Below are 22854 nucleotides of genomic sequence, written 5' to 3' on the forward strand. Positions count from 1 at the left end.
GCCCCTCCCCGCCGCCCGCAGTCCCCAGCCGCAGTCCGAGGTCCGCAGCCCTGAGCGGCTATCCGCGGTCCCCCGGGTCCGGAAGTCCAGAAAGGCCGTAGCCCCCATGGTGCAGATCAAGACGCCCGAGCAGATCGCCAGGATGCGAGCGGCAGGGCTGGTCGTCGCCGCCATCCACGCGGCCACGCGGGAGGCGGCCGTGCCGGGGGCGACGACGAAGGACCTGGACGAGGTCGCGCGCAAGGTGCTCGCGGAGCACGGCGCCAAGTCGAACTTCCTCGGCTACGGCGGGTTCCCCGCGACCATCTGCACCTCCGTGAACGACGTCGTCGTCCACGGCATCCCGTCCGAGGACGTCGTCCTCAAGGACGGCGACATCATCTCGATCGACTGCGGCGCGGTCGTCGACGGCTGGCACGGCGACGCCGCCTTCACCGCCTTCGTGGGCTCCGGTCACGCCCCGGAACTGATCGAGCTCTCCCGGGTGACCGAGGAGTCGATGTGGGCGGGCATCGCCGCCATGAAGCTCGGCAACCGGCTCGTCGACATCTCCCGTGCCATCGAGACCTACATCCGTCGCCAGCCGAAGCCCGGCGGCGGCCGGTACGGGATCATCGAGGACTACGGCGGCCACGGCATCGGCACCGAGATGCACATGGACCCGCACCTGCTGAACTACGTCGACCGCCGTCGCGGCAAGGGCTCCAAGCTGGTGCCCGGTTTCTGCCTGGCCATCGAGCCGATGGTCTCCCTGGGCACCCCGAAGACGGAGGTCCTGGAGGACGACTGGACCGTCATCACCACGGACGGCACCTGGTCCTCTCACTGGGAGCACTCCGTCGCGCTGACGGAGGAGGGCCCGCTGGTCCTGACGGCTGTGGACGGCGGCCGGGCCAAGCTCGCGGAGCACGGGGTCACGGCTGCTCCGGACCCCCTTGCATGACGATCACCCGTATGGGGCAGACTTCCTCGATTCGTGTTTCCGGGTGCGCTGACGTAGACTGACTCGTCGGCTCTCGTGCACCCGCATGCCTGCATGCGCTCGTACAGAGTCGATCAAGGTAGTCGATTCGAAGGGCGAAGCGTGGCCAAGAAGCAAGGTGCCATCGAGATCGAGGGCACTGTCGTCGAGTCTCTTCCGAACGCCATGTTCAAGGTCGAGCTCCAGAACGGCCACCAGGTCCTGGCACACATCAGCGGCAAGATGCGTATGCACTACATCCGCATCCTCCCTGACGACCGGGTCGTGGTGGAGTTGTCTCCGTACGACCTCACGCGTGGCCGGATCGTCTACCGCTACAAGTAGATCTTGCCTACACCCCGTTTGCGCGGGGCTGTCGGCAACTGACCCGGAGAACCTCACCCCATGAAGGTCAAGCCGAGCGTCAAGAAGATCTGCGACAAGTGCAGGGTGATCCGCCGTCACGGTCGGGTCATGGTCATCTGCGAGAACCCGCGCCACAAGCAGCGCCAGGGCTGACGCAGGACCGCACCCTCTGCACCCGCAGAGATTCGCGCGACGCAAGCTGAACATGTTCATACGCAGCACCCAGTCCTGGGCCTCCCAGGTCTGACACCCCCGGCTCGGAGGCCGGGGACCCAGTTCGTACCTCGTACGGCGGCTGGGGCCCGGTTCTGCGGAAGACCTCCGAAGATTCAACTGGAGCCATTGAATGGCACGCGTTTCCGGTGTCGACATCCCGCGCGAAAAGCGTGTGGAGGTCGCCCTCACCTACGTGTTCGGCATCGGCCGGACCCTCTCGCAGGAGACGCTGGCTGCGACCGGCGTCGACCCGAACACCCGCGTTCGCGACCTCTCCGAGGAGCAGCTCGTCGCGATCCGCGAGTACGTCGACAACAACATCAAGACCGAGGGTGACCTCCGTCGCGAGATCCAGGCCGACATCCGCCGCAAGGTCGAGATCGGCTGCTACCAGGGTCTGCGGCACCGCCGCGGTCTGCCCGTCCGCGGTCAGCGCACCAGCACCAACGCCCGCACCCGCAAGGGCCCGCGTCGCGCCATCGCCGGCAAGAAGAAGCCGGGCAAGAAGTAGTCCACAGCGGACAACGCTTCATCAGCGGTCTTCGCTGTAGGACCGACCACCTCCCCGTAGGAGTTACAGATGCCCCCCAAGGGTCGTCAGGGCGCTGCCAAGAAGGTGCGCCGCAAGGAAAAGAAGAACGTCGCTCACGGGCACGCTCACATCAAGAGCACGTTCAACAACACGATCGTCTCGATCACGGACCCGTCCGGCAACGTGATCTCCTGGGCCTCCGCCGGCCACGTCGGCTTCAAGGGCTCGCGCAAGTCGACCCCGTTCGCCGCGCAGATGGCCGCCGAGTCGGCCGCGCGTCGCGCGCAGGAGCACGGCATGCGCAAGGTCGACGTCTTCGTCAAGGGTCCCGGCTCCGGCCGTGAGACCGCGATCCGCTCCCTCCAGGCCACCGGCCTCGAGGTCGGCTCGATCCAGGACGTCACCCCCACCCCGCACAACGGCTGCCGTCCGCCGAAGCGCCGCCGCGTTTGATCGGGTGCGGCGGCCCGCTCCGCAGCAGCGGGGCTGATCACCGCCGCTTCCGGCACACGGCCGGTTCGGGTTGAGGATTTCGGGCGGTACGGCTCTTCGGGGCTGTATCGCCCGTACCCTTGCACATACCACCATCGGGCCACCGCCCGGTGACTCAGGGCATCAAATAGTGGGTGCCCCTGACTGAAGGAACGCAACATGCTGATCGCTCAGCGTCCCTCGTTGACCGAAGAGGTCGTCGACGAGTTCCGCTCCCGGTTCGTGATCGAGCCGCTGGAGCCGGGCTTCGGCTACACCCTCGGCAACTCCCTGCGCCGCACCCTCCTGTCGTCGATCCCCGGCGCTGCTGTCACCAGCATCCGCATCGACGGTGTCCTGCACGAGTTCACCACCGTGCCGGGCGTCAAGGAGGACGTCACCGACCTGATCCTCAACATCAAGCAGCTGGTCGTCTCCTCGGAGCACGACGAGCCGGTCGTGATGTACCTGCGCAAGCAGGGTCCGGGTCTGGTCACCGCCGCCGACATCGCGCCCCCGGCCGGTGTCGAGGTGCACAACCCCGACCTCGTCCTCGCCACGCTCAACGGCAAGGGCAAGCTGGAGATGGAGCTGACCGTCGAGCGCGGTCGCGGCTACGTCTCCGCCGTTCAGAACAAGCAGGTCGGTCAGGAGATCGGGCGCATCCCGGTCGACTCGATCTACTCGCCGGTGCTGAAGGTCACGTACAAGGTCGAGGCGACCCGTGTCGAGCAGCGCACCGACTTCGACAAGCTGATCGTCGACGTCGAGACCAAGCAGGCCATGCGTCCCCGCGACGCCATGGCGTCGGCCGGTAAGACCCTGGTCGAGCTGTTCGGTCTCGCCCGCGAGCTGAACATCGACGCCGAGGGCATCGACATGGGCCCGTCCCCCACGGACGCCGCCCTGGCCGCCGATCTCGCGCTGCCGATCGAGGAGCTGGAGCTCACGGTCCGCTCGTACAACTGCCTCAAGCGTGAGGGCATCCACTCCGTGGGTGAGCTCGTCGCCCGCTCCGAGGCCGACCTCCTGGACATCCGCAACTTCGGTGCGAAGTCCATCGACGAGGTCAAGGCGAAGCTGGCCGGCATGGGCCTGGCCCTCAAGGACAGCCCGCCCGGATTCGACCCCACCGCTGCCGCCGACGCCTTTGGTGCCGACGACGACGCGGACGCGGGCTTCGTGGAGACCGAGCAGTACTAAGAGCTCGGGCTCAACGGTCCCTACTCGGGCGCGGGTGCGCTGTGCTTGATCGCGCAGTTCCCCGCGCCCCTTCCAGGCTCCCTTCGGGAAGCCTGGATCTCCGACAGACAACCGTCTGCTCGGATACTGACCTCGGTACCTGATACGGCCGGGGCAGACTCACAGGAGAAGAACCATGCCGAAGCCCACCAAGGGTGCCCGTCTGGGCGGCAGCGCCGCGCACGAGAAGCTGCTCCTCGCGAACCTCGCGAAGTCGCTGTTCGAGCACGGCCGCATCACGACCACCGAGGCGAAGGCCCGCCGTCTGCGGCCGTACGCCGAGCGTCTGGTCACCAAGGCGAAGAAGGGCGACCTTCACAACCGCCGTCAGGTGCTCCAGGTGATCACGGACAAGAGCGTCGTCCACACGCTCTTCACCGAGATCGGCCCGCGCTACGAGAACCGCCCGGGTGGCTACACCCGTATCACCAAGATCGGTAACCGTCGTGGCGACAACGCGCCCATGGCTGTCATCGAGCTGGTGGAGGCCCTGACCGTGGCCCAGCAGGCCACCGGTGAGGCCGAGGCGGCCACCAAGCGTGCCGTCAAGGAGACCGAGGCTGCCAAGGTCGAGGAGACCAAGGCCGACGAGGTCGTCGAGGACGCGGCTGCGGCCGAGGAGTCCAAGGACGCCTGAGGCTCTTGCCTTGTGAGCGGGTCCGCCCTTCGGGGCGGGCCCGCTCTCGCGTTTTTTCCCGGGCACCGGCCCTGAGAGGATCTAGTGGTGAGTGACGAAGCACAGCCCGGACACGTCCGTATCCGCCTGGACCTGTCCTACGACGGCAGCGCCTTCCACGGCTGGGCCAAGCAGGCCGGCGGGAAGCGGACCGTGCAGGGCGAGATCGAGGACGCGCTGCGGACCGTGACCCGGTCGAAGGACACGACGTACGAGCTGACGGTGGCCGGGCGGACCGACGCGGGCGTGCACGCGCGCGGGCAGGTGGCCCATGTGGACCTGCCCGAGGAGCTGTGGGCAGAGCACCGCGAGAAGCTGCTCAAGCGGCTGGCCGGGCGGCTGTCCAAGGACGTACGGGTGTGGACCCTGACCGAGGCGCCGGCCGGCTTCAACGCCCGTTTCTCGGCGGTCTGGCGCCGGTACGCCTATCGCGTCACCGACAACCCGGGCGGGGTGGACCCGCTGCTGCGCGGACATGTCCTGTGGCACGACTGGCCGCTCGACGTCGACGCCATGAACGAGGCCGCCCGGGCGCTGGTGGGGGAGCACGACTTCGCCGCCTACTGCAAGAAGCGGGAGGGGGCCACCACCATCCGCACGCTCCAGGAGCTGAGCCTGGTGCGGGACACGGAGGGGATCATCACCGCCACCGTCCGCGCCGACGCCTTCTGCCACAACATGGTGCGCTCGCTGATCGGGGCGCTGCTGTTCGTGGGGGACGGGCACCGCACCCCGGACTGGCCGGGCAAGGTGCTGGCCGCGGGCGTACGGGACTCGGCCGTGCATGTCGTACGGCCGCACGGGCTGACGCTGGAGGAGGTCGGCTATCCCGCCGACGAGCTGCTGGCGGCCCGTAACAAGGAGGCGCGGAACAAGCGCTCGCTGCCCGGAGTGGGCTGCTGCTGAGCCCGGCCGCCGTCGGCGGCCGGCCCCCGCGGGACCGGACGGAGGGGGGTTCGTCCGGTCGCCGGTCGGAGGCCAGTCCGCTCGGGACGGCTGTGGTGCCGGGGGTCAGCCCGCGGAGGCGGCCGACGCCTGGGCCTCGCCGCGCCGGTGGATCTGCTTGAACGCGAACTCGGCGAGGTCGTCGCCCGCACGGAAGACCGTGGTGTCCTTCGTGGTGACGTCCTTGCCGGCGCTGAAGCCGGTGATCGTGAAGTAGGCGTAGCGGCCGAAGGCGTTCGTGGTGGAGCGGCAGACGGCACCGTTGCAGAAGGCCTTCACGCCCTTGCCGGGCAGCGCCTTGACGATGCTCTTGCTGTCCGCCTCGCCCTTGGCCTTGGTGGCCTGCGCCTCGGTGGTGAAGACGGCCACGCCGACCGTCACCGCGATGTCGTCCTTGGTGTAGGTGACGCGCATCAGCCGGGTGCAGCCATTGCCGGTGAGCACCTTCGGGAGCGTGCCCTGGGCGGCCGTGGCGCAGCTCTTCGTGTCGTCCGTGGCCGCCTTCTTGTACACGGTCGTGCCGACGGTCAGCTGCGTGCCCGGGAAGAGGATGTCCGGGCCGAGCGGCGCCGTGTCCTTCTTGGCGCTGGCGACGAATTCCTTCGGGTCCAGCGGAGGCGGGGCGGTCGTCGGGTCGAAGGACGGCGCAGACGTGCTGCCGCCGTTGGGTATGTCCGCGTTCGAGGGCAGCTGGGAGGCGGTGTTGTTCGCCCCCGAGTTGTCGTTCGCCGACATCACGCCCATGGCGACGGCGGTGCCGATACCGACGGTGGCCAGCGCGCCGCCGACGATGAAGAGGACCCGGCGCCGCCGGTGGCGCGTCTCGGAGGCCTCGGCGAGCGCAGCCCAGTCGGGGGACCGGCCGTCGGAGGCGCCGGACCACGGCTGCTCGGAGTTCGGTTTCCACGGATCCCACTGGGACCGGGGTCCCCCCTGCCCATAGTTCATGGGGCGCATCTTAGACGGGACCCGGGGTATCCCGTTCCGCCTCAACAGGCCCTGTGGTCAACGATGTTGGGGTCGTAAGAGGTCCTATAGGCGACATGTCCGAGTGATCCACTCAAAATTGGGGGGCCGGACCGGCGTGGCGATGACCGTCGCCGCGCACGGTCATGCGGTATGTGTTCCGGCTTGCCCGTGATGGTGCCCCGACATCGATGTCGGGGACTCTTCGGGCGGCGCGCGCGAGGACTCGGGCCTGCTCGTTTTGACCGACTCATGGGAGCCCGGTACTCTGATTCTTCGTTGTGTATTGGCTCGCTCATTCTCACGGGAGTGGCCTCTACCTAGGTTCCCTGGAGCAGTTACCAGTGGGCGGCATACGGGCAGCGTCCCCGGCATTGTCGTCCCCAGCTGCACGATCGCTTCAGTGATGCCATGTGTCAGCACCCATCCACTGAAGAAGAAGGCTGCGAAGTGCGTACGTACAGCCCCAAGCCCGGCGATGTGACTCGCCAGTGGCACGTCATTGACGCTCAGGACATCGTCCTGGGCCGTCTCGCCACCACCGCCGCGTCCCTTCTCCGCGGCAAGCACAAGCCGATCTACGCCCCGCACGTCGACACCGGTGACTTCGTCGTCATCATCAACGCCGACAAGGTGCACCTCTCCGGCAACAAGCGGACCCAGAAGATGGCGTACCGCCACTCGGGCTACCCGGGCGGTCTGCGCTCGGTCCGCTACGACGAGCTGCTCGCCAAGAACCCCGAGAAGGCCGTCGAGAAGGCCGTTAAGGGCATGCTCCCCAAGAACACCCTGGGCCGTCAGATGCTCTCGAAGCTGAAGGTCTACTCGGGCGACCAGCACCCCCACGCTGCCCAGCAGCCGGTGCCGTTCGAGATCACCCAGGTCGCGCAGTAGTTCCGGCCACCCCCTAAGACGAAAAGAAATCTGAGGAGAATCGTGGCCGAGACCACTGTTGAGCAGCCGGTCGAAGAGACTGAGCTCGTCGACATCGACAGCTACACCACCGAGTCCGAGGTCCCCCTGGAGGGCGAGTACACCTCGGAGTCGATGGCTTCCCGCTTCGGCGACCCCCAGCCGGCCGCCGGCCTGGGCCGTCGCAAGAACGCCATCGCCCGCGTCCGGATCGTCCCGGGCACCGGCAAGTGGAAGATCAACGGTCGCACCCTTGAGGACTACTTCCCCAACAAGGTGCACCAGCAGGAAGTCAACGAGCCCTTCAAGGTGCTCGAGCTCGAAGGCCGTTACGACGTCATCGCCCGCATCGCGGGTGGCGGTGTCTCCGGTCAGGCCGGTGCCCTGCGCCTCGGCGTGGCCCGCGCCCTGAACGAGGCGGACGTGGACAACAACCGCGGCCCGCTGAAGAAGGCCGGCTTCCTCAAGCGCGACGACCGTGCGGTCGAGCGCAAGAAGGCCGGTCTGAAGAAGGCCCGCAAGGCCCCGCAGTACAGCAAGCGCTAATCTTCAGCTGCCTCTGCACGTACTCCGAACGCCCCGGCGGCACGCCACAGTGCCGCCGGGGCGTTCGTGTATCACAGCCTTCGGGCGTATAACGGCACAAGACGTTCAACGGCTAGTGCTATCGGATGTTCAGGCATCGTATGTCTGTGACGTGGAACCGCCGCGCGTGAGCCGCACGAGTGCTCGGCTTCCACCCTTGACGATTCCTTCAGGAGGACACGTGGGACGACTCTTCGGCACGGACGGTGTGCGCGGTGTCGCCAACGCTGATCTGACGGCCGAGATGGCACTCGGTCTGTCTGTCGCGGCGGCACACGTGCTGGCCGAGGCGGGTACGTTCGCGGGCCACCGGCCGACGGCGGTGGTCGGACGGGATCCGCGCGCGTCCGGGGAGTTCCTGGAGGCCGCCGTGGTCGCGGGCCTCGCGAGCGCGGGCGTCGACGTGCTGCGGGTCGGCGTGCTGCCGACGCCGGCGGTCGCGTACCTCACCGGCGTGCTCGGCGCCGACCTCGGCGTGATGCTGTCCGCCAGCCACAACGCCATGCCGGACAACGGTGTCAAGTTCTTCGCCCGCGGCGGTCACAAGCTCGCCGACGAGCTGGAGGACCGGATCGAGACCGTCTACGACGAGCACCGCACCGGCGCCCCCTGGGAGCGGCCGACCGGAGCGGGCGTCGGCCGGGTCCGGACGTACGACGAAGGGTTCGACCGTTACGTCGCCCACCTCATCGCCGTCCTGCCGAACCGGCTGGACGGGCTGAAGATCGTCCTCGACGAGGCGCACGGTGCCGCCGCCCGGGTCTCGCCCGAGGCGTTCGCCCGCGCCGGCGCCGAGGTCATCACCATCGGTGCCGAGCCGGACGGCCTCAACATCAACGACGGCTGCGGCTCGACCCACCTCGGCCCGCTGAAGGAGGCCGTCCGTACCCACGGCGCGGACTTCGGCATCGCCCACGACGGCGACGCCGACCGCTGCCTCGCGGTGGACCACACCGGCGAGGAGATCGACGGCGACCAGATCCTCGCGGTGCTCGCGCTGGCGATGCGGGAGCGCTCCGCGCTGCGCTCCGACACCGTCGTCGCGACCGTGATGTCCAACCTGGGCTTCAAGCTGGCGCTGGAGCGGGAAGGGCTGAAGCTCATCCAGACGGGCGTCGGCGACCGCTACGTCCTGGAGGAGATGAAGGAGCACGGCTACGCCCTCGGCGGCGAGCAGTCCGGGCACGTCATCATCCTCGACCACGCGACGACCGGCGACGGCACGCTGACCGGCCTGATGCTGGCCGCCCGGGTCGCGCAGACCGGACGGTCGCTGCGCGACCTCGCGGGTGTGATGGAGCGGCTGCCGCAGGTGCTCGTCAACGTCCCCGACGTGGACCGCAGTCGGGTCGCGACGTCCGAGGAACTGGCCGCCGCGGTGGCCGAGGCGGAGCTCGAACTCGGCACCACGGGCCGGGTGCTGCTGCGCCCGTCCGGCACCGAGCCGTTGGTGCGTGTGATGGTCGAGGCGGCGGACATCGACCAGGCGCGGTCGGTGGCCGGCCGACTGGCCGACGTGGTGAAGTCCGCGCTGGGCTGAGCGGCCCGGGACGCTAAGCCGGTTCCCGGATGAACTCCTTGCGCTGTCTGGCCCAGAACCACTTCTGGGCCAGCAGCGTCAGGGTGCCCGCGAGGATGATGCCGAGCAGGTTCAGCGCCAACTGCTCGGAGGAGCCGATCGTCTGCCGGGTGTCGCCGAAGCTCAGGGCCAGCGCCGCGTTGGCGGCCGCGGGCACCGTCGTCACCGAGATCGCGACGCCGACCAGGGCGCCGGACTTGGCGGACGTCAGGGAGAGTGTCCCGGCGGCTCCCGCGAGCACCGCCACGACGAAGGAGAACCAGTCGGGGGCGTAGACGAAGCTGGTCTGCGGCCGGTCCCCCTCCAACTGCTCCTTGGTGAAAAGGCCGACGGCATCCATGAAGAGGCTGAAGCCCACCGTCAGTGCCATCGCCACCGCGAAGCCCACCACCAGGGCGATCAGCGAGCGCAGCGCCAGCCGCGGGGCGCGCTGCACGATCGAGGTGCACACCCCCGCCAGCGGCCCGAACTCCGGGCCCACCGCCATGGCGCCCACGATCAGGATCGCGTTGTCGAGCACCACACCGCAGGCCGCGATCATGGTGGCGATCGTGATGAACGCGAGGTAGGTGACCGACAGGGTCGACTCCTCGTGCGTCTCCTCGGCCAGGTGCTCCCACAGCACCGCGTCCGCGCCCTCGCCGGGTGCCTCGTCCTCGGCCTTCTCGGCGCGTTTCGACAGCGACAGATCGATGTTCTCGACGGCGATGGAGCCGGTCCTGTCCAGGCCCAGTTCCTGGAGCCCGCTGAGCAGTTCGTCCCCCGCCTCGCGGGCGACGTCGCACATGACCACGTCCCCCGCCGGGTTGCGGGCGGTGCCCGGCAGCACCACGAGATGGGTGGTGCCGACCGTCTTCTCGATCAGCCGGACCACGTCGTCGGTCCGGTCGGACGGTGTGATCAGTCGCAGGTGCAGCATGCAGGGCAGGGTAGCCGTCAGAGTTTGCGCAGGCTCAGCCGCTGCACCTTGTGGTCCGCGCCCTTGCGCACGATCAGGGTCGCCCGGCCCCGGGTGGGGGCCACGTTCTCCACGAGGTTGGGCTTGTTGATGGTGCGCCAGGTGGTGCGCGCGTAGTCGAGGGCCTCCTCCTCGGACACCTGGGTGTACTTGCGGAAGTACGAGGACGGGTTCTGGAAGGCGGTCGCGCGCAGCTTGGTGAACCGGTCGAGGTACCAGCGCTCGATGTCCTCGGTGCGGGCGTCGACGTACACGCTGAAGTCGAAGTAGTCGGCGAGGCCCACCCGGGTGCGGCCGTCCTTGCCGGGCAGGGCGGGCTGAAGGACGTTCAGGCCCTCGACGATCAGGATGTCCGGGCGGCGCACGGTCAGCCGCTTGTCGGGGACGATGTCGTAGATGAGGTGCGAGTAGACGGGGGCCGTCACCTCGTCCTTGCCGGCCTTGATGTCGGCGACGAACCGGGTCAGCGCGCGCCGGTCGTACGACTCCGGGAACCCCTTGCGGGACATCAGCCCGCGGGCCTGGAGCTCCTTGGTGGGCAGCAGGAAACCGTCCGTGGTCACGAGTTCGACGCGAGGATGTTCGGGCCATCGGGAGAGCAGCGCCTGGAGCAGTCGCGCGACGGTCGACTTGCCGACCGCGACCGACCCCGCGACGCCTATGACGAACGGGGTGCCGGACTGCGACCCCTGCTCGCCGAGGAAGGTGTTCAGCGCCCCTCGGAGCCCGTCGGTGGCGCCGATGTACAGGTTGAGCAGCCGCGACAGCGGGAGGTAGATGTCGCGCACCTCGTCGAGGTCGATGACATCGCCCAGACCGCGCAGCTTCTCGACCTCCTCGGCGGTGAGGGGCAGCGGCGTCTTCTCACGCAGCGCGCTCCACTCGGCACGGGTGAGATCGACGTAGGGAGTCGCCTCCGGCCTGTGCCGGTGGGCGCTCCTGGGCATCGAGGAGACCGGAGAGATCACAGTCCATTGTTAACGGAGTTTGAACGGGACGGGGGGTGGGGTACGTCACGCTCCGCTGTTGCGCCCCCCGATCCGCGTCGCCCGGCGTCTCGGCCTGCGATACGACGGCCTGGACGACCATGACCGCGTACTGAGTGTGCGGGCGGGAATCGGTCGGTCACGGGGCCGGGCGGACTCTGCCTGTCCGCCCGGCCCCGCTCAGGCGTCAGTCGGTCCGGTCGTTGAGACCTTCGGGCACCACCCAGCACGGGTAGCCGAATCGTTCGCCGAGGGCGACGAGGCTCGGCTTGTCGGCCGGTACGTGGTACGCCTTCATCGCACGCAGGAACAGCCGGTAGCCGAGGTCCGCGCACGATTCGGTGACCACCTGCTTCAGAGCGGGGACGACGCCGGTCACGGCAAGACCGAACGGAGGGTTCTCGGCAGCGAGACTCAGGCGCTCCGAGACCGGGTGGATCACCCGCAGGACGGCCCGCCGCAGTTCCTCGTCCACCACGGGCTGTGGCGGTGGGGGGACGAACGCCGGATCGTCCTGGCGCACTCGCGCCAGCCATGCCTCTTCCGTCCGCCGCAGCCAGGAGCCGGCGCTCATGCCGTGCTCGCGCGGGTCGAAGACCCCGTGGGTGGCGGCGCGCCAGACCGTCCGGACGGTCTCGTCCGGCAGGGGTGAGCGCAGCAGTCGCTGCACGTCCTGGCTCAGCTGGGCGGCCTTGGAACGGTCGAACTGGTCGACCGACGATTCCGCCAGCATGAGCCACACCGTGACGGGGCCGGGGTCGTCCGCAAGGGCCGGGAAGTGCTCCCGGTAGAACTCTTCCAGCACCTCCCACTGTGAGGCCAGCCAGGTCAGCCCCATGTCCGTCGTGTAGATGTCTTCGACGAATTCGGCCTCGACGAAGTCGTCCTCGTAGAACCTGCCGTACTGCTCACGCTGTCTCACGATGATGGTCGTCCCGCCTCGGGAGGAAGTCGTCGGGTGGACCCGTCCCTTGCCGGGACGGGTCCACCCGAGGTGGATGACGGGCACGCGCTGGGGTTCGGTTGCTTGCTGTGCGGAGGCCTCGCACATGTCAGAGAGGCCGTGGTCCGATCAAGGCGGCCTCCACGGCCTCACCTGTCATCTCGATCAGTACGACTTCCTCCCGCATGTCCGCGGGAAGATGTGCATGCGCTTCGGTGCCGCAAAGAAATACGTCCTCGCGCGGCTCGAAGATCACCGCATCCAGCCGTGAGGCCAGCTCGGCCACAATGGCGAATACACCGGAACCGGAATGCGGACGCTCCACCTGGATGCCGGCTTCGTCGACGAAGATCTCGGCCTCACTCCCGTCCGCGGCCCTGACCCAGCACTGAAGACGTCCGTCCTCCATCGCCGTGAGCGATCGGTCGCCGACGTCGTAAGGGTCGAGAACCGCCCGAACGACATCCATGTCCAGGGGAACGGGCGCGCCGCTTCCTTCGGCAAACCGGTAGATGGACGGGCTGTAGCTCATAGAAGGTCTCTCTGTCCTGGGGCATGAGCCTGGAGGTTTCCCGCCGTCAAGGTGGGAGCCTTCTGTGGACGGCCTCCCGGACCAGCCCCAGTTGGGCATCCACGGGATTCGGGGCCACGAATCCGGCATGATCCGCTTCGGACAGCCACAACGGGTAGCCCGACTTCGATGTGAGCCAACTGAGCCCGATGCCCAGGACGAACTCGCCGTCCCCCGCTGCTGTCGGCCCCTTCGCCCTGTCCTGTCGTCACAGCCACCTTCCTGCTCGGCTTCCTACTGGGCGGTGAGTGCTTGTGCTTCCCGAAGCATCACGAGCTTTTCCCGGACGGGCATCCACTGCGGCACCTGACTATGACAGGAGTGTGCTGGCCCCGCCGAGGCCGCTAGCAGCTCGACTTCGACGGGACCCGGTAGGCGAGAGGTTCAGGTCCGTCGCCCCGTCACGCGGACCATGGTCCCGTGTCCGTGACTGTCTGGTTCTTCGACCTCAAATCCTGCCGAGGTGAGAATCCCTAGAAGCGCGGCCTGCATGAGATGCACGACAGTGTTGTGATGGCGCACGATCGGAGGCGGGTTCGAGTAATCGATCCCTTGCGCGAAGAGATCGAGTGCGGCATCCCTCAGCTCGGCTTCCGTGCTCCAGTTCGCGTACACGCCGCCGTCGACGAATGGCGTCATGTGCACGTCCACGCCGGGCTGTCGGTGGGGATCGCCGCTGAGGTCACGCCGGTACACCGGAAAACCGGCACGTCGCAGCTCTCGACACACATACTCGGCCAGCGCTTGGCGCTCCTCGATGATCTCGGGTGACGCTTTCGGGTGCATGTCGAATTTGGGTTCAGTCATGGACTTCTCGTTCCTCACCCTGTTGATCGGTCGTCGCGAAGCGCAATGAGTGTCCTCCTGACTGCCTGCCTGACGTAACGCGCGAGCAGGTCCATCGCCTCCTCCGCGAAGGACGGATGGTAAGGACCGACCATGTAACCGGCGTTCCGCGGACCACCGCCGTCCGTTGTGCCGCCCTCGCCGCGTTCTCCGTCCCGGCCGTCGAGGCGCTCGTCGTCGCCGAGCTGGGGAAGGCGGGGCTGGTCGCCCCGGTCCATCACGGCGTTCGTGCCACCGTAGGAATTTCCGATTTCGGGCACGCTTCGAGGGTTTTCGGTGGGTGGTGGCGCTTAGGCTGCCGGGCATGTGCGGAATCGTGGGATACGTGGGGTCTCAGTCGGCGCTCGATGTCGTGATGGCCGGGCTGAAGCGGCTGGAGTACCGGGGGTACGACTCGGCGGGGGTCGCCGTGCTCGCGGGTGGCGGTCTTGCCGCGGCCAAGCGGGCCGGGAAGCTGGTCAATCTGGAGAAGGAGCTGGCCGAGCGGCCGTTGCCGAGCGGTGTGACGGGCATCGGGCACACCCGCTGGGCCACACACGGCGGCCCGACGGACGCCAACGCCCACCCCCATCTCGACAACGCGGGGCGCGTCGCCGTCGTGCACAACGGGATCATCGAGAACTTCGCCCTGCTGCGCGCGGAGTTGGCCGAGCGCGGGCACGACCTCGCCTCCGAGACCGACACCGAGGTCGTCGCCCATCTGCTCGCCGAGGAGTTCGCCGGCTGCGCCGATCTGGCGGAGGCGATGCGGCTGGTGTGCCGGCGGCTGGAGGGCGCGTTCACGCTGGTCGCCGTGCACGCGGACGTACCGGACGTGGTCGTGGGCGCGCGGCGCAACTCGCCGCTCGTGGTGGGGGTCGGAGAGGGCGAGGCCTTTCTCGCCTCGGACGTCGCCGCGTTCATCGCCCATACACGGTCGGCGATCGAGCTGGGCCAGGACCAGGTGGTGGAGCTGCGCCGGGAAGGCGTGACGGTGACCGGGTTCGACGGCCGTCCGGCGGAGGTGCGTTCGTATCACGTGGACTGGGACGCGTCGGCCGCGGAGAAGGGGGGCTACGACTACTTCATGCTCAAGGAGATCGCCGAGCAGCCCAAGGCGGTCGCCGACACGCTCCTGGGCCGCATCGACGCGTCCGGCTCGCTGACCCTGGACGAGGTACGGATCCCTCCGCGCGTGCTGCGGGAGATCGACAAGGTCGTCGTCGTGGCGTGCGGTACGGCCTTCCACGCCGGGCTGATCGCGAAGTACGCCATCGAGCACTGGACCCGCATCCCCTGCGAGGTGGAGCTGGCCAGCGAGTTCCGCTACCGGGACCCGATCCTGGACTCCCGGTCCCTGGTCATCGCCATCTCCCAGTCCGGCGAGACCATGGACACCCTCATGGCCCTGCGGCACGCCCGCGAGCAGGGCTCCAGGGTGCTGGCCATCTGCAACACCAACGGCTCCACGATCCCGCGCGAGTCCGACGCGGTGCTGTACACCCACGCCGGGCCCGAGGTGGCCGTCGCCTCCACGAAGGCCTTCCTGACCCAGCTCGTCGCCTGCTACCTCGTCGCCCTCTACCTGGGCCAGGTACGCGGCACCAAGTGGGCCGACGAGATCCGGACCGTCGTACGCGAACTGGCGAAGATCTCCGGTGACGTCGAGCGCGTCCTGGAGACGATGGAGCCGGTACGGGAACTGGCCCGCACCCTCGCGGACAAGAAGACGGTGCTGTTCCTCGGGCGGCACGTGGGGTATCCGGTGGCGCTGGAGGGGGCCCTGAAGCTCAAGGAACTCGCCTACATGCACGCCGAGGGCTTCGCCGCGGGCGAGCTGAAGCACGGGCCGATCGCCCTGATCGACGAGGACCTGCCGGTCGTGGTCGTCGTACCGTCGCCGCGCGGCCGCTCCGTCCTCCACGACAAGATCGTGTCCAACATCCAGGAGATCCGCGCCCGGGGCGCGCGCACGATCGTCATCGCGGAGGAGGGTGACGAGGCGGTGGTGCCGTACGCCGACCACCTGATCCGCATCCCCGCCACGCCGACCCTGCTCCAGCCCCTCGTGGCCACGGTCCCGCTCCAGGTCTTCGCCTGCGAACTGGCCACCGCCCGCGGCAACGAGGTGGATCAGCCGCGCAATCTGGCGAAGTCGGTGACCGTCGAGTGAGCAGGCTCTAGCGAGCGCTTCGAGCGGGTTGCGAGGGCTCCGGACGGACGGTGGGAGCCGTCCGTCCGGAGCCCTCGCGCCGTGTCCGGTGAAGCGGCGGGGAAGTTCGTGCGATGCGGGCCGAAAACCGCACAGACGAGCGAAGTTGCTGTCGTACGCTCTGCCTGCACCGCACAACTACACGAGAGAGAGCGCTGCTTGCCATGGCCGAGAGACCGTCCGAGGAGCCCCGCGCCGACGATTCCGGGTCGAGTTCCATATCCGACGAAGAGTGGGCGAAGTTCGTAGCGGAAAGCGAACGCGGGATACCCGCCTCGGCGCCCAAGGAGCCATCGGCCCGGGCACGCATGGTCACCGAACGGATCCGGCAGCAGGAGGCGCGGGGCGAGCTGCCCGAGGGCTGGCGGACCGGGCCGGCCTGGCAGGAGAGGAACGGACGGGCGATCCGGCGACGGCGGCTGTGGGGCTTCCTGGGCGTGCCGGTAGCCATCGCCGTGGCGGTGGTGGCGGTGCGGCCCTCGTTGATTCCCGGCGATCCGTTCCACGCCTCGAACCGGGCGGCCGCCGCTCCCACGCAGCTGCCGCCGGAGACCGCGGCGCCGACCGCGGCCCCGGAGTCGGTGGCTCCCGACCTGCCCACGGTGGACCGGCCGTTCGCGGGGTCGCCGGCGCTCGCCTGGGCCGACGGCGAGGCCGGCATCGTCGTGCCGGAGGCGAAGCCGGTCGGGTCCTGGTCCAAGGCGCAGGTGGCGCAGGCGCTCGGGCAGACCAAGACCTTCCTGGTCGACGGGAGCCTCTCCCCGGCCACCCTGCGCGGCCACCGCCCCGCCGCAGCGCTCGGCGTGCTCGACCCCCAACAGCCGGAACTGCTCGGCCTGCTGAACGCCTCGCTGCTCAAGCCGGACAAGAAGCACGACCCGCTGCTGATGTTCAGCCGGTTCGACCCCGACGAGGTGCGGGTGGTCGGCCAGGTGGTCAAGACCCGCGGGCGGATGACGTTCAAGGCGGGCGCCCGGGGTTCCGTCGTCGTGCACGCCGACTACAGCTTCGTCTACCCGCTCGCGCACGTCGACAAGAGCAAGACCGAGGTGGCCCGGACCATCGTGCGGCGCGTGCTCGACTTCGAACTCCTCGACCCGGCCCGCTACCGGACCACCGCCGGGAAGATCAGCGTCAAGAGCTATGACGAGGTGGCGGGCAACTCGGCCTGCGACGTCTACGACGGCTACTTCCACCCCACATTCCGGACGGACGACGCCCCGGTGGGCGCGACCCCGACCGGGCCGGCGACCGATCCGTACGACCGCAGCCGGGGTCTCGACGAGGACCGCACCGAGGGCTGCGGGACGGTGTCCCGAACCTGACGCCGTCCCGCACCTGACGGGGCGTCGGGGCCGGCCGGTCGTCGACCGCCGTCGCGCCGTCCCGCCCGCGGTCAGCGGCGCGGCGATCTCGACGCGGCCGGGCCGTTGCCGGTTCTGCCGGTCGGTTCGGGGGCGGGGCGCTGCCGGTGGCGGGAGGCGGGCTGGCGCGGCGGCCGGGTCAGCGTGACCTGACGGACCAGCTGCTGGAAGCAGGCGAGGGACGCGACGGCCGGCAGGGCGGCCGCGGAGACGCCGATGAAGGTCCGGTCGGCCTCGGCCACACAGAGCATCATCGCGAGGCAGGAGAACAGCAGGACGACGAACCACGAGTGCATGGCGCGGCGCCGGTGCAGGGCGGTCCGCAGGATGGAGAGCGAGGCCACCATCCAGGGGCCGTAGATCAGCAGGGGCCACCAGGTCAGGGCGCCGCCGCCGGTCGCCGCGGCGATGTGGCGCAGGGGCGCGTACGCCACCATGCCGCCGAACACGCTCACCATCGACACGATGACGGCGGCGAACGCGGCGATCGAGAAACTGACGGTCTGGAACCACGTGAAGCGGGAATTGCGGGCCCGTACTTTGCGGTGTCCGCCGGAGGTGTGCCGGATGGGCGGCAGCTCGGCCGTGATTCTGGCCAGGTTCTCCATCGAGTCGCCGGTGTAGCCGAGGTCGGGCGCGTGCTCGCTGCGCGGATGCGGCACGCCGGCCGTCTGGTCCGCGGCCACGGCGTCCTGGAGGAGGTAGGTGAGTTCCTCGACCGGGTCCCAGCCCTCCTCGGGGAAAGCCGGGTGGAGAGCGTCGGCGGCGCTCCCGTGCCAGCCGTCGGCCGGCCCGGCCGGGTAGGCGTCGGGGTACCACTGCTGTCGGGCGAAGGAGAGATCCGGGTAGTCGTCGGTCACGGCAGCTCCACCATGCGGGTTGCGGGGTGACCGGAACGTCCCCGGCTGCTCCAGCGCCGGGCGAGTTCCTCCTGAGCCGTGTCGAGCGACGTCAGGAGCTCGCTGAGCAGCGGCTCGGTGAGCCGCAGTTCGACCCGTACGCCGTCTCTGTGCAAGGTGCCGCTGGCCTCGGGCGATGAGTACGCCTCGGCAGGCGTGAAGGTGAACCGCCCCACTGCCACCGCGCGGGGAGCCGGCCGTGTGCCGGCCGGCTCCCAGGAGCGGGGCAGATCAAAAAACCTTGCTTTCGTCACATTCCACTAACGCGCCCTCCGCTCTGCCGGATGTGCGGCAATGGAGTGAGTTGATCGACGAATGGTTTGCGGGAGCGCTCTGCATGAGAGGGGCGGGCGGGTCAGCGGCGTCTGCGCTGCCGTGACCGGTGGAGCTGCCAGGTCACCAGCAGCAGCGGCAGGGCCAGCACCCATACGCCGACCACCGCGTCCCACTCGGGGTCCGCGGCGCCCAGCTCGTCGGCGGTGACCGCGGCGGACAGCAGACTCCAGATCGCGGCGATCGAGCCGACCAGCCAGAGGCCGAGGGTCCAGGCCCAGGTGGAGCGGCCGCCGCCCGAGGACTGCGGGGCGGACGTCCGTTCGCGGGGCCGGGGTATCTGCTGCGGGTCGCGGGCCGGCAGCGGGACCACCGCGGCCGCGGGGACGGACGCGTCGACCGCCGCGATCCGCTCCGGCGTCACGCCCCGGTACAGGGTCGGCTCCACGGACACGCAGAAGCCGTCCGTGCCGGTGAGGCTGCGGGCGCCGTCGGGGCGGGTGGTCATGACCGCGCAGGCGTCGTGGCGGACGGTGACCGGGCCGCGGGGCGTGACGAGGCTGACGCCCTCGTCGCCGATGACCAGGGTGATCCGGTCGTCCTCCAGGGACTGGTGACGGGTGCCGACGACGGCCGCCTGCGAGTACTGCGGGGCCGGCTCGAAGCCCGCCCAGTCGGCGCCCCGGCCGGGTACCTGGAGCAGCCCGGTCGACCAGGCCTCCCGCGCCACCTCGCGCAGATCGGCGAGCGTGACGGCGTTCAGCTCGGCCCGGTGCTGCTCGGGGGAGAGGAGGCGGTGGCCGAGCAGGAGGTTGAGCGCGTACGACGGGAGGGAAGAGGCGCCCAGGTCGGGGGAGTCGTACCGCTTGAGGATCTTGCCCCGCGCCGAGTCCAGTTCGGACTGCTCGATACGGCCCGCGCGCAGCCGCGCCAGGGTGTCGACGAAGCCGCCCACCACCGCGTCCTGCTTCTTCGGCAGCGCGTCGGCGTACGCGGTGAGGGTCGCGTGCTCGGCGTCGCGCGGGGTGTAGTCGGCCTCCGCCGAGTACGAGTAGCCACCCTCCTGGCGCAGGTCCTGGAAGAGGGCCCGGCCCAGCACGTCCGCGAAGACGGAGGCCGCGGTGGAGCGGCGCAGGACGGACGTGAAGACCACATGGCCGTCGTCGCCGTGGATGTACGCGGGGGTCACCGGCAGCGCGCTGGTCGCCGCCGGGGCCGGCCGGCGGGTGCCTGCGGGCAGCGTGAGGTCCAGTCCGGCCGGCACGCTGTCGCTGGTCAGCCACAGCACCGCGTTGTCGCGGGTGAAGCGGGTCTGGGCCCAGTGCCGGACCTGGTCGGCCGTCAGCCCCCAGGTGCCCAGCTCGCTGTAGCTGGTCAGGCCGTAGCTCTGGGCGCCGTAGCGCCACAGCGGCAGCTGGGAGCCGGGGCCGCCGCTGCGGCCCGCCGCCTCGGTGCGCAGGATCTCCTTCTCCGTCTCCAGCCGGGCGAGCGGCAGGTCGCGCAGGGCGGCGCACACGCTGTTGAGGTACGAGACCACCTCGTCCTCGCTGCCGGTGACGTGGAAGAGGGTGTACGTGTTCGCCGTCGCGCCGTTGTAGTGCAGGTCGGACAGGCCCAGGCGGTGCAGGGCGAGGTGCTCGACGAGATGGGTGATCCCGGCGGTGGCCAGGGTCTCGTCGGCGCGGCCCACCCGGAAGAAGAGACCGGCGGTGATCTCGCCGGGGCGTGGGGCGTAGAGGGTGGGGACGCCCTGGGTGGTGGTGTGGGAGATCAGGCCGTCGAGGGCGGCGAGATCGGTGTCGGTGACGGTGTGGGCGGCGCTCGGGCCGCCGTCGGTGTGCGGTTGCGTGGTCATGTGCGGTCTCCCCCTCAGAGCGTCGCCAGCGCGTTCTTGCGGAACTTGGTGAACTGGCCGCGCCAGTCCGGCAGATAGCACCACGGGGACTCGTTGACCCGGTTGCCCAGCGCGGCGAAGTGCGGGGCGGCGTCCGCGAAGTGACCGCCGATCGAGAAGGCCATCGCGAACGTGCTGTGCGCGCCCACGGTGTCCCAGCCGGGCACGTGGTCGCGGTGCAGCACCGACACCTGGGCGGCGAACCGCAGGTCGTCGCGGACCGGCAGGCCCCGCATGTACGCCGCGTCCGCGCCGCTGTCGAGGTCGAGCCAGTGCTCGATGTGGGCCTCCGCGACCAGGGCGCCCGCCACCGAGCCGTCGGGCGCGGCGCTCGCGCACTCCCGGGCGAAGCCGTGCGCGTCCTCCCAGGAGCCGCTCCACTTGGGGCACACCTGCTGGAGCAGCTGGATCTGCGCCCGGTGGTGGTGGGGGTGGTGGGCGGACAACCGGTCGTAACGGCGGCGGGCCTCGGCCTGCCCCAGCTCCAGGCCGCGCGCGGTGATCAGCCGGGCCGTCCAGGCGGGGGCGTACGCGGGCTGCTCGGCGCAGACCTCGATCAGCAACTGCTCGGCCTTGCGCAGCCAGGCGTGGAACCGGTCGAACTGGTCGCGTGAGACGTGCTTCGCGCGGGCGCCGCTGCGGATGTCCCAGCCGATGCTGATGTACCGCCTGGCCAGCAGGGTGCGCGGCAGCGGGTCGCCGGGCAGCTCGGCGACCGCGCGCTCCAGGAAGCCCTCGACGCCGGCGATGTCGGAGAGCAGCCCCGAGGCGTAGGAGACCTTCTCGGCGGAGTCGAGGCCCATGAAGAAGGCCCGTACGGCGGGCCAGTCGCCGGCCTGCGCGGCGGGGCGCAGCGGGGCGAGATCGGGCAGGTAGTCGAAGGGGTCGGACATCAGGGCCGAAGCGCCCCCGTACGTACCGTCGTACGCACCTGTGGATGCCCGGCCCCTGCCGTTGCTGGAACTGCTCATTCCTCCGCCCCCTGGCGTCGCCGGCCGCGGCGCGCCGACTGGCCCCCAGGGCGCGCTGCTGTGCACGGTGTGAGTGATGTGGGTGATGCCACCTGTGCCACCTGTGTCACTGCGCCACCTGTGCGTGACACGCGACGCGTGACGCATGTGACCTGTGTGGCTGAAGTGATCAAGTTGCCGCAGGCTAGCAGTCCACTGTGACAGTCGCGCCGACGGACGAACACCGGTCGTAGGGTGCTCGGCATGAGCATCATCGGGGTCGGTATCGACGTGGCCGAGATCGACCGGTTCGCGGCGTCGCTGGAGCGCACGCCCGGACTGGCGCAACGGCTCTTCCTGGAACGGGAGCTGCTGCTGCCCAGCGGGGCGCGCAGGGGCATCGCCTCGCTCGCGGCGCGGTTCGCGGCGAAGGAGGCGCTGGCCAAGGCGCTGGGCGCGCCCGCCGGGCTGCTCTGGACGGACGCCGAGGTGTTCGTCGAGGACAGCGGACAGCCGCGGCTGCGGGTGACGGGCACGGTCGCGGCCCGTGCGGCGGAGCTCGGGGTGCGCTCCTGGCACGTGTCCCTCAGCCACGACGCCGGGGTGGCCTCGGCGGTGGTGGTGGCGGAGGGGTGACCCCGTTCGCGCCGGGAGCCTGAGGGAGGGTCAGAACCTGCGGGGTGCGGGTGCGGTAGGGAAGACTCGGACCCATGCGTACTGCGTACAGCGTGGAGACGGTGAGGGCTGCCGAACGGGAGCTGATGGCGCGGCTGCCGGAGGGCGCGCTGATGCAGCGGGCCGCCGCCGGACTGGCCGCCGCCTGCGCGGACCTGGTCGGGCGGGTCTACGGCACCCGGGTCGTGCTGCTGGTCGGCAGCGGCGACAACGGTGGCGACGCCCTGTACGCCGGGGCCCGGCTGGCCCGGCGGGGCGCGGGCGTCACGGCGGTGCTGCTGGCGCCGGAGCGCACCCATGCCGGCGGTCTCGCCGCCCTGCGGCGGGCGGGCGGGACGACGGTCGCCCCGGCCGCGGCCGAGGGACCGATCCGCCGGGCCGGACTCGTCGTCGACGGCATCGTGGGCATCGGCGGCGCGGGCGGTCTGCGTCCGGAGGCGGCGGCGCTGGCCGCGCTCGTCGAGGAGTCCCGGGCGGCCGTCGTGGCCGTCGATCTGCCCAGCGGGGTGGAGGCGGACACCGGAGAGGTGCGGGGCGCCGCCGTGCGCGCCGACCTGACCGTGACCTTCGGGACGCACAAGCCGGGGCTGCTGATCGACCCGGCGCGCGAGTACGCCGGGTCCGTGCGGTTCGTGGACATCGGGCTCGGGCCCGAACTGCCCGTGGAGCCGGAGCTGGAGGCGTTGCAGCACGCGGACGTGGCCGCGCTGCTGCCGCTGCCCGGCGCGGAGAGCGACAAGTACCGGCGCGGGGTCGTCGGCATCGCCGCCGGGTCCGCGCGCTACCCGGGGGCCGCCGTGCTGGCCGTCGCCGGGGCGCTGCGGGGCGGGGCCGGGGCCTGGTGGTACGAGGG

At 70.0% G+C, this 22854-nt stretch carries 26 protein-coding genes; 15 read left to right on the plus strand and 11 right to left on the minus strand.

Going from position 1 to position 22854, the window contains the following annotated elements:
- Nucleotides 1–106: 106 nt before the first annotated feature.
- The 8 genes from map to truA all read left to right on the plus strand — a co-directional run bounded on the left by map (nt 107) and on the right by truA (nt 5370).
- Nucleotides 107–943, plus strand: coding sequence for a type I methionyl aminopeptidase (gene map, locus FNH09_RS15000; protein ID WP_152888015.1), 837 nt, complete (start codon nt 107–109; stop codon nt 941–943).
- A gap of 141 nt (nt 944–1084) precedes the next feature.
- A complete protein-coding gene (gene infA / locus FNH09_RS15005) occupies nt 1085–1306 on the plus strand; it encodes a translation initiation factor IF-1 (protein ID WP_003948620.1) in 222 nt (73 codons plus the stop codon).
- Between the two features lie 60 nt (nt 1307–1366).
- The gene (gene rpmJ, locus FNH09_RS15010; RefSeq protein ID WP_003998809.1) at nt 1367–1480 is read left to right on the plus strand and encodes a 50S ribosomal protein L36; all 114 of its coding nucleotides are present in this window, start codon (nt 1367–1369) and stop codon (nt 1478–1480) included.
- 193 nt (nt 1481–1673) lie between these two features.
- Complete coding sequence (rpsM, locus tag FNH09_RS15015; RefSeq protein WP_030811707.1) at nt 1674–2054, plus strand: 30S ribosomal protein S13; 381 nt, start codon at nt 1674–1676, stop codon at nt 2052–2054.
- A 69-nt stretch (nt 2055–2123) separates the two neighbouring features.
- Nucleotides 2124–2528: a 30S ribosomal protein S11 gene (gene rpsK / locus FNH09_RS15020; protein WP_003956432.1), complete on the plus strand. Its 405-nt coding sequence runs from the start codon at nt 2124–2126 to the stop codon at nt 2526–2528.
- Between the two features lie 198 nt (nt 2529–2726).
- The gene (locus tag FNH09_RS15025; RefSeq protein WP_003966937.1) at nt 2727–3749 is read left to right on the plus strand and encodes a DNA-directed RNA polymerase subunit alpha; all 1023 of its coding nucleotides are present in this window, start codon (nt 2727–2729) and stop codon (nt 3747–3749) included.
- A 175-nt stretch (nt 3750–3924) separates the two neighbouring features.
- A complete protein-coding gene (gene rplQ, locus FNH09_RS15030) occupies nt 3925–4425 on the plus strand; it encodes a 50S ribosomal protein L17 (RefSeq protein WP_152888019.1) in 501 nt (166 codons plus the stop codon).
- 87 nt (nt 4426–4512) lie between these two features.
- A complete protein-coding gene (gene truA / locus FNH09_RS15035) occupies nt 4513–5370 on the plus strand; it encodes a tRNA pseudouridine(38-40) synthase TruA (protein WP_162468602.1) in 858 nt (285 codons plus the stop codon).
- Nucleotides 5371–5475: 105 nt separating this feature from the next.
- Here truA and FNH09_RS15040 read toward each other — a convergent pair whose 3' ends face one another.
- Nucleotides 5476–6357, minus strand: coding sequence for a hypothetical protein (locus FNH09_RS15040; RefSeq protein WP_152888022.1), 882 nt, complete (start codon nt 6355–6357; stop codon nt 5476–5478).
- Between the two features lie 468 nt (nt 6358–6825).
- On the opposite strand from FNH09_RS15040, the gene rplM reads away from it, so the two are divergent.
- From rplM to glmM, 3 genes are all read left to right on the plus strand, one after another.
- Nucleotides 6826–7269: a 50S ribosomal protein L13 gene (rplM, locus tag FNH09_RS15045; RefSeq protein WP_162468603.1), complete on the plus strand. Its 444-nt coding sequence runs from the start codon at nt 6826–6828 to the stop codon at nt 7267–7269.
- A gap of 42 nt (nt 7270–7311) precedes the next feature.
- Nucleotides 7312–7833 (plus strand): 30S ribosomal protein S9, encoded by a 522-nt coding sequence (rpsI, locus tag FNH09_RS15050; protein ID WP_162468604.1) that lies wholly within the window; start codon nt 7312–7314, stop codon nt 7831–7833.
- A 220-nt stretch (nt 7834–8053) separates the two neighbouring features.
- Complete coding sequence (gene glmM, locus FNH09_RS15055; protein WP_162468605.1) at nt 8054–9412, plus strand: phosphoglucosamine mutase; 1359 nt, start codon at nt 8054–8056, stop codon at nt 9410–9412.
- A 13-nt stretch (nt 9413–9425) separates the two neighbouring features.
- Here the strand turns inward: glmM and FNH09_RS15060 are convergent, their stop codons facing one another.
- From FNH09_RS15060 to FNH09_RS15085, 6 genes are all read right to left on the minus strand, one after another.
- Nucleotides 9426–10370 carry a DUF389 domain-containing protein gene (locus FNH09_RS15060; RefSeq protein WP_152888030.1) on the minus strand — a complete coding sequence of 315 codons (945 nt, stop codon included), beginning with the start codon at nt 10368–10370 and terminating at the stop codon, nt 9426–9428.
- A gap of 17 nt (nt 10371–10387) precedes the next feature.
- On the minus strand, nt 10388–11356 hold the full coding sequence (coaA, locus tag FNH09_RS15065; RefSeq protein ID WP_152888062.1) for a type I pantothenate kinase: 969 nt from the start codon (nt 11354–11356) through the stop codon (nt 10388–10390).
- A gap of 226 nt (nt 11357–11582) precedes the next feature.
- Nucleotides 11583–12317: a hypothetical protein gene (locus FNH09_RS15070; RefSeq protein ID WP_152888032.1), complete on the minus strand. Its 735-nt coding sequence runs from the start codon at nt 12315–12317 to the stop codon at nt 11583–11585.
- Between the two features lie 130 nt (nt 12318–12447).
- The gene (locus tag FNH09_RS15075) at nt 12448–12870 is read right to left on the minus strand and encodes a hypothetical protein (protein WP_152888034.1); all 423 of its coding nucleotides are present in this window, start codon (nt 12868–12870) and stop codon (nt 12448–12450) included.
- 423 nt (nt 12871–13293) lie between these two features.
- Nucleotides 13294–13716, minus strand: coding sequence for a hypothetical protein (locus tag FNH09_RS15080; RefSeq protein WP_152888037.1), 423 nt, complete (start codon nt 13714–13716; stop codon nt 13294–13296).
- Nucleotides 13717–13730: 14 nt separating this feature from the next.
- The gene (locus FNH09_RS15085) at nt 13731–14015 is read right to left on the minus strand and encodes a hypothetical protein (protein ID WP_152888039.1); all 285 of its coding nucleotides are present in this window, start codon (nt 14013–14015) and stop codon (nt 13731–13733) included.
- A 44-nt stretch (nt 14016–14059) separates the two neighbouring features.
- Here FNH09_RS15085 and glmS point away from each other — a divergent pair, with 44 nt between their 5' ends.
- Nucleotides 14060–15907: a glutamine--fructose-6-phosphate transaminase (isomerizing) gene (glmS, locus tag FNH09_RS15090; protein ID WP_152888041.1), complete on the plus strand. Its 1848-nt coding sequence runs from the start codon at nt 14060–14062 to the stop codon at nt 15905–15907.
- 203 nt (nt 15908–16110) lie between these two features.
- Complete coding sequence (locus tag FNH09_RS15095; RefSeq protein WP_152888043.1) at nt 16111–17271, plus strand: hypothetical protein; 1161 nt, start codon at nt 16111–16113, stop codon at nt 17269–17271.
- 71 nt (nt 17272–17342) lie between these two features.
- Here FNH09_RS15095 and FNH09_RS48505 read toward each other — a convergent pair whose 3' ends face one another.
- The 4 genes from FNH09_RS48505 to FNH09_RS15110 form a co-directional block, all read right to left on the minus strand.
- Nucleotides 17343–18170 carry a DUF2637 domain-containing protein gene (locus FNH09_RS48505; protein WP_162468606.1) on the minus strand — a complete coding sequence of 276 codons (828 nt, stop codon included), beginning with the start codon at nt 18168–18170 and terminating at the stop codon, nt 17343–17345.
- On the minus strand, nt 18167–18325 hold the full coding sequence (locus tag FNH09_RS46700) for a hypothetical protein (RefSeq protein ID WP_156110819.1): 159 nt from the start codon (nt 18323–18325) through the stop codon (nt 18167–18169). The genes FNH09_RS48505 and FNH09_RS46700 overlap by 4 nt, the downstream gene beginning before the upstream one ends.
- 239 nt (nt 18326–18564) lie before the next feature.
- Nucleotides 18565–20337: a M16 family metallopeptidase gene (locus FNH09_RS15105; RefSeq protein ID WP_152888047.1), complete on the minus strand. Its 1773-nt coding sequence runs from the start codon at nt 20335–20337 to the stop codon at nt 18565–18567.
- Nucleotides 20338–20351: 14 nt separating this feature from the next.
- Nucleotides 20352–21347 (minus strand): hypothetical protein, encoded by a 996-nt coding sequence (locus FNH09_RS15110; RefSeq protein ID WP_338017582.1) that lies wholly within the window; start codon nt 21345–21347, stop codon nt 20352–20354.
- A 243-nt stretch (nt 21348–21590) separates the two neighbouring features.
- On the opposite strand from FNH09_RS15110, the gene FNH09_RS15115 reads away from it, so the two are divergent.
- Both FNH09_RS15115 and FNH09_RS15120 read left to right on the plus strand, forming a co-directional pair.
- Complete coding sequence (locus FNH09_RS15115) at nt 21591–21962, plus strand: holo-ACP synthase (RefSeq protein ID WP_152888049.1); 372 nt, start codon at nt 21591–21593, stop codon at nt 21960–21962.
- A gap of 74 nt (nt 21963–22036) precedes the next feature.
- On the plus strand, nt 22037–22854 hold an 818-nt coding region (locus FNH09_RS15120; protein ID WP_152888052.1), incomplete at its 3' end, for an NAD(P)H-hydrate epimerase.

Origin of the sequence: Streptomyces adustus, assembly GCF_009377175.1 — a bacterium.
GTDB lineage: Bacteria > Actinomycetota > Actinomycetes > Streptomycetales > Streptomycetaceae > Streptomyces > Streptomyces adustus.

What these genes read in the sequence shown, in the direction of transcription:
- map (WP_152888015.1), top strand. Translation starts at nt 107, where the DNA reads ATGGTGCAGATCAAGACGCCCGAGCAGATCGCCAGGATGCGAGCGGCA.
- rpmJ (WP_003998809.1), top strand. Translation starts at nt 1,367, where the DNA reads ATGAAGGTCAAGCCGAGCGTCAAGAAGATCTGCGACAAGTGCAGGGTG.
- rpsM (WP_030811707.1), top strand. Translation starts at nt 1,674, where the DNA reads ATGGCACGCGTTTCCGGTGTCGACATCCCGCGCGAAAAGCGTGTGGAG.
- rpsK (WP_003956432.1), top strand. Translation starts at nt 2,124, where the DNA reads ATGCCCCCCAAGGGTCGTCAGGGCGCTGCCAAGAAGGTGCGCCGCAAG.
- FNH09_RS15025 (WP_003966937.1), top strand. Translation starts at nt 2,727, where the DNA reads ATGCTGATCGCTCAGCGTCCCTCGTTGACCGAAGAGGTCGTCGACGAG.
- rplQ (WP_152888019.1), top strand. Translation starts at nt 3,925, where the DNA reads ATGCCGAAGCCCACCAAGGGTGCCCGTCTGGGCGGCAGCGCCGCGCAC.
- FNH09_RS15040 (WP_152888022.1), bottom strand. Translation starts at nt 6,357, where the DNA reads ATGAACTATGGGCAGGGGGGACCCCGGTCCCAGTGGGATCCGTGGAAA.
- FNH09_RS15060 (WP_152888030.1), bottom strand. Translation starts at nt 10,370, where the DNA reads ATGCTGCACCTGCGACTGATCACACCGTCCGACCGGACCGACGACGTG.
- coaA (WP_152888062.1), bottom strand. Translation starts at nt 11,356, where the DNA reads ATGCCCAGGAGCGCCCACCGGCACAGGCCGGAGGCGACTCCCTACGTC.
- FNH09_RS15075 (WP_152888034.1), bottom strand. Translation starts at nt 12,870, where the DNA reads ATGAGCTACAGCCCGTCCATCTACCGGTTTGCCGAAGGAAGCGGCGCG.
- FNH09_RS15080 (WP_152888037.1), bottom strand. Translation starts at nt 13,716, where the DNA reads ATGACTGAACCCAAATTCGACATGCACCCGAAAGCGTCACCCGAGATC.
- glmS (WP_152888041.1), top strand. Translation starts at nt 14,060, where the DNA reads ATGTGCGGAATCGTGGGATACGTGGGGTCTCAGTCGGCGCTCGATGTC.
- FNH09_RS15095 (WP_152888043.1), top strand. Translation starts at nt 16,111, where the DNA reads ATGGCCGAGAGACCGTCCGAGGAGCCCCGCGCCGACGATTCCGGGTCG.
- FNH09_RS15105 (WP_152888047.1), bottom strand. Translation starts at nt 20,337, where the DNA reads ATGACCACGCAACCGCACACCGACGGCGGCCCGAGCGCCGCCCACACC.
- FNH09_RS15110 (WP_338017582.1), bottom strand. Translation starts at nt 21,347, where the DNA reads ATGAGCAGTTCCAGCAACGGCAGGGGCCGGGCATCCACAGGTGCGTAC.
- FNH09_RS15115 (WP_152888049.1), top strand. Translation starts at nt 21,591, where the DNA reads ATGAGCATCATCGGGGTCGGTATCGACGTGGCCGAGATCGACCGGTTC.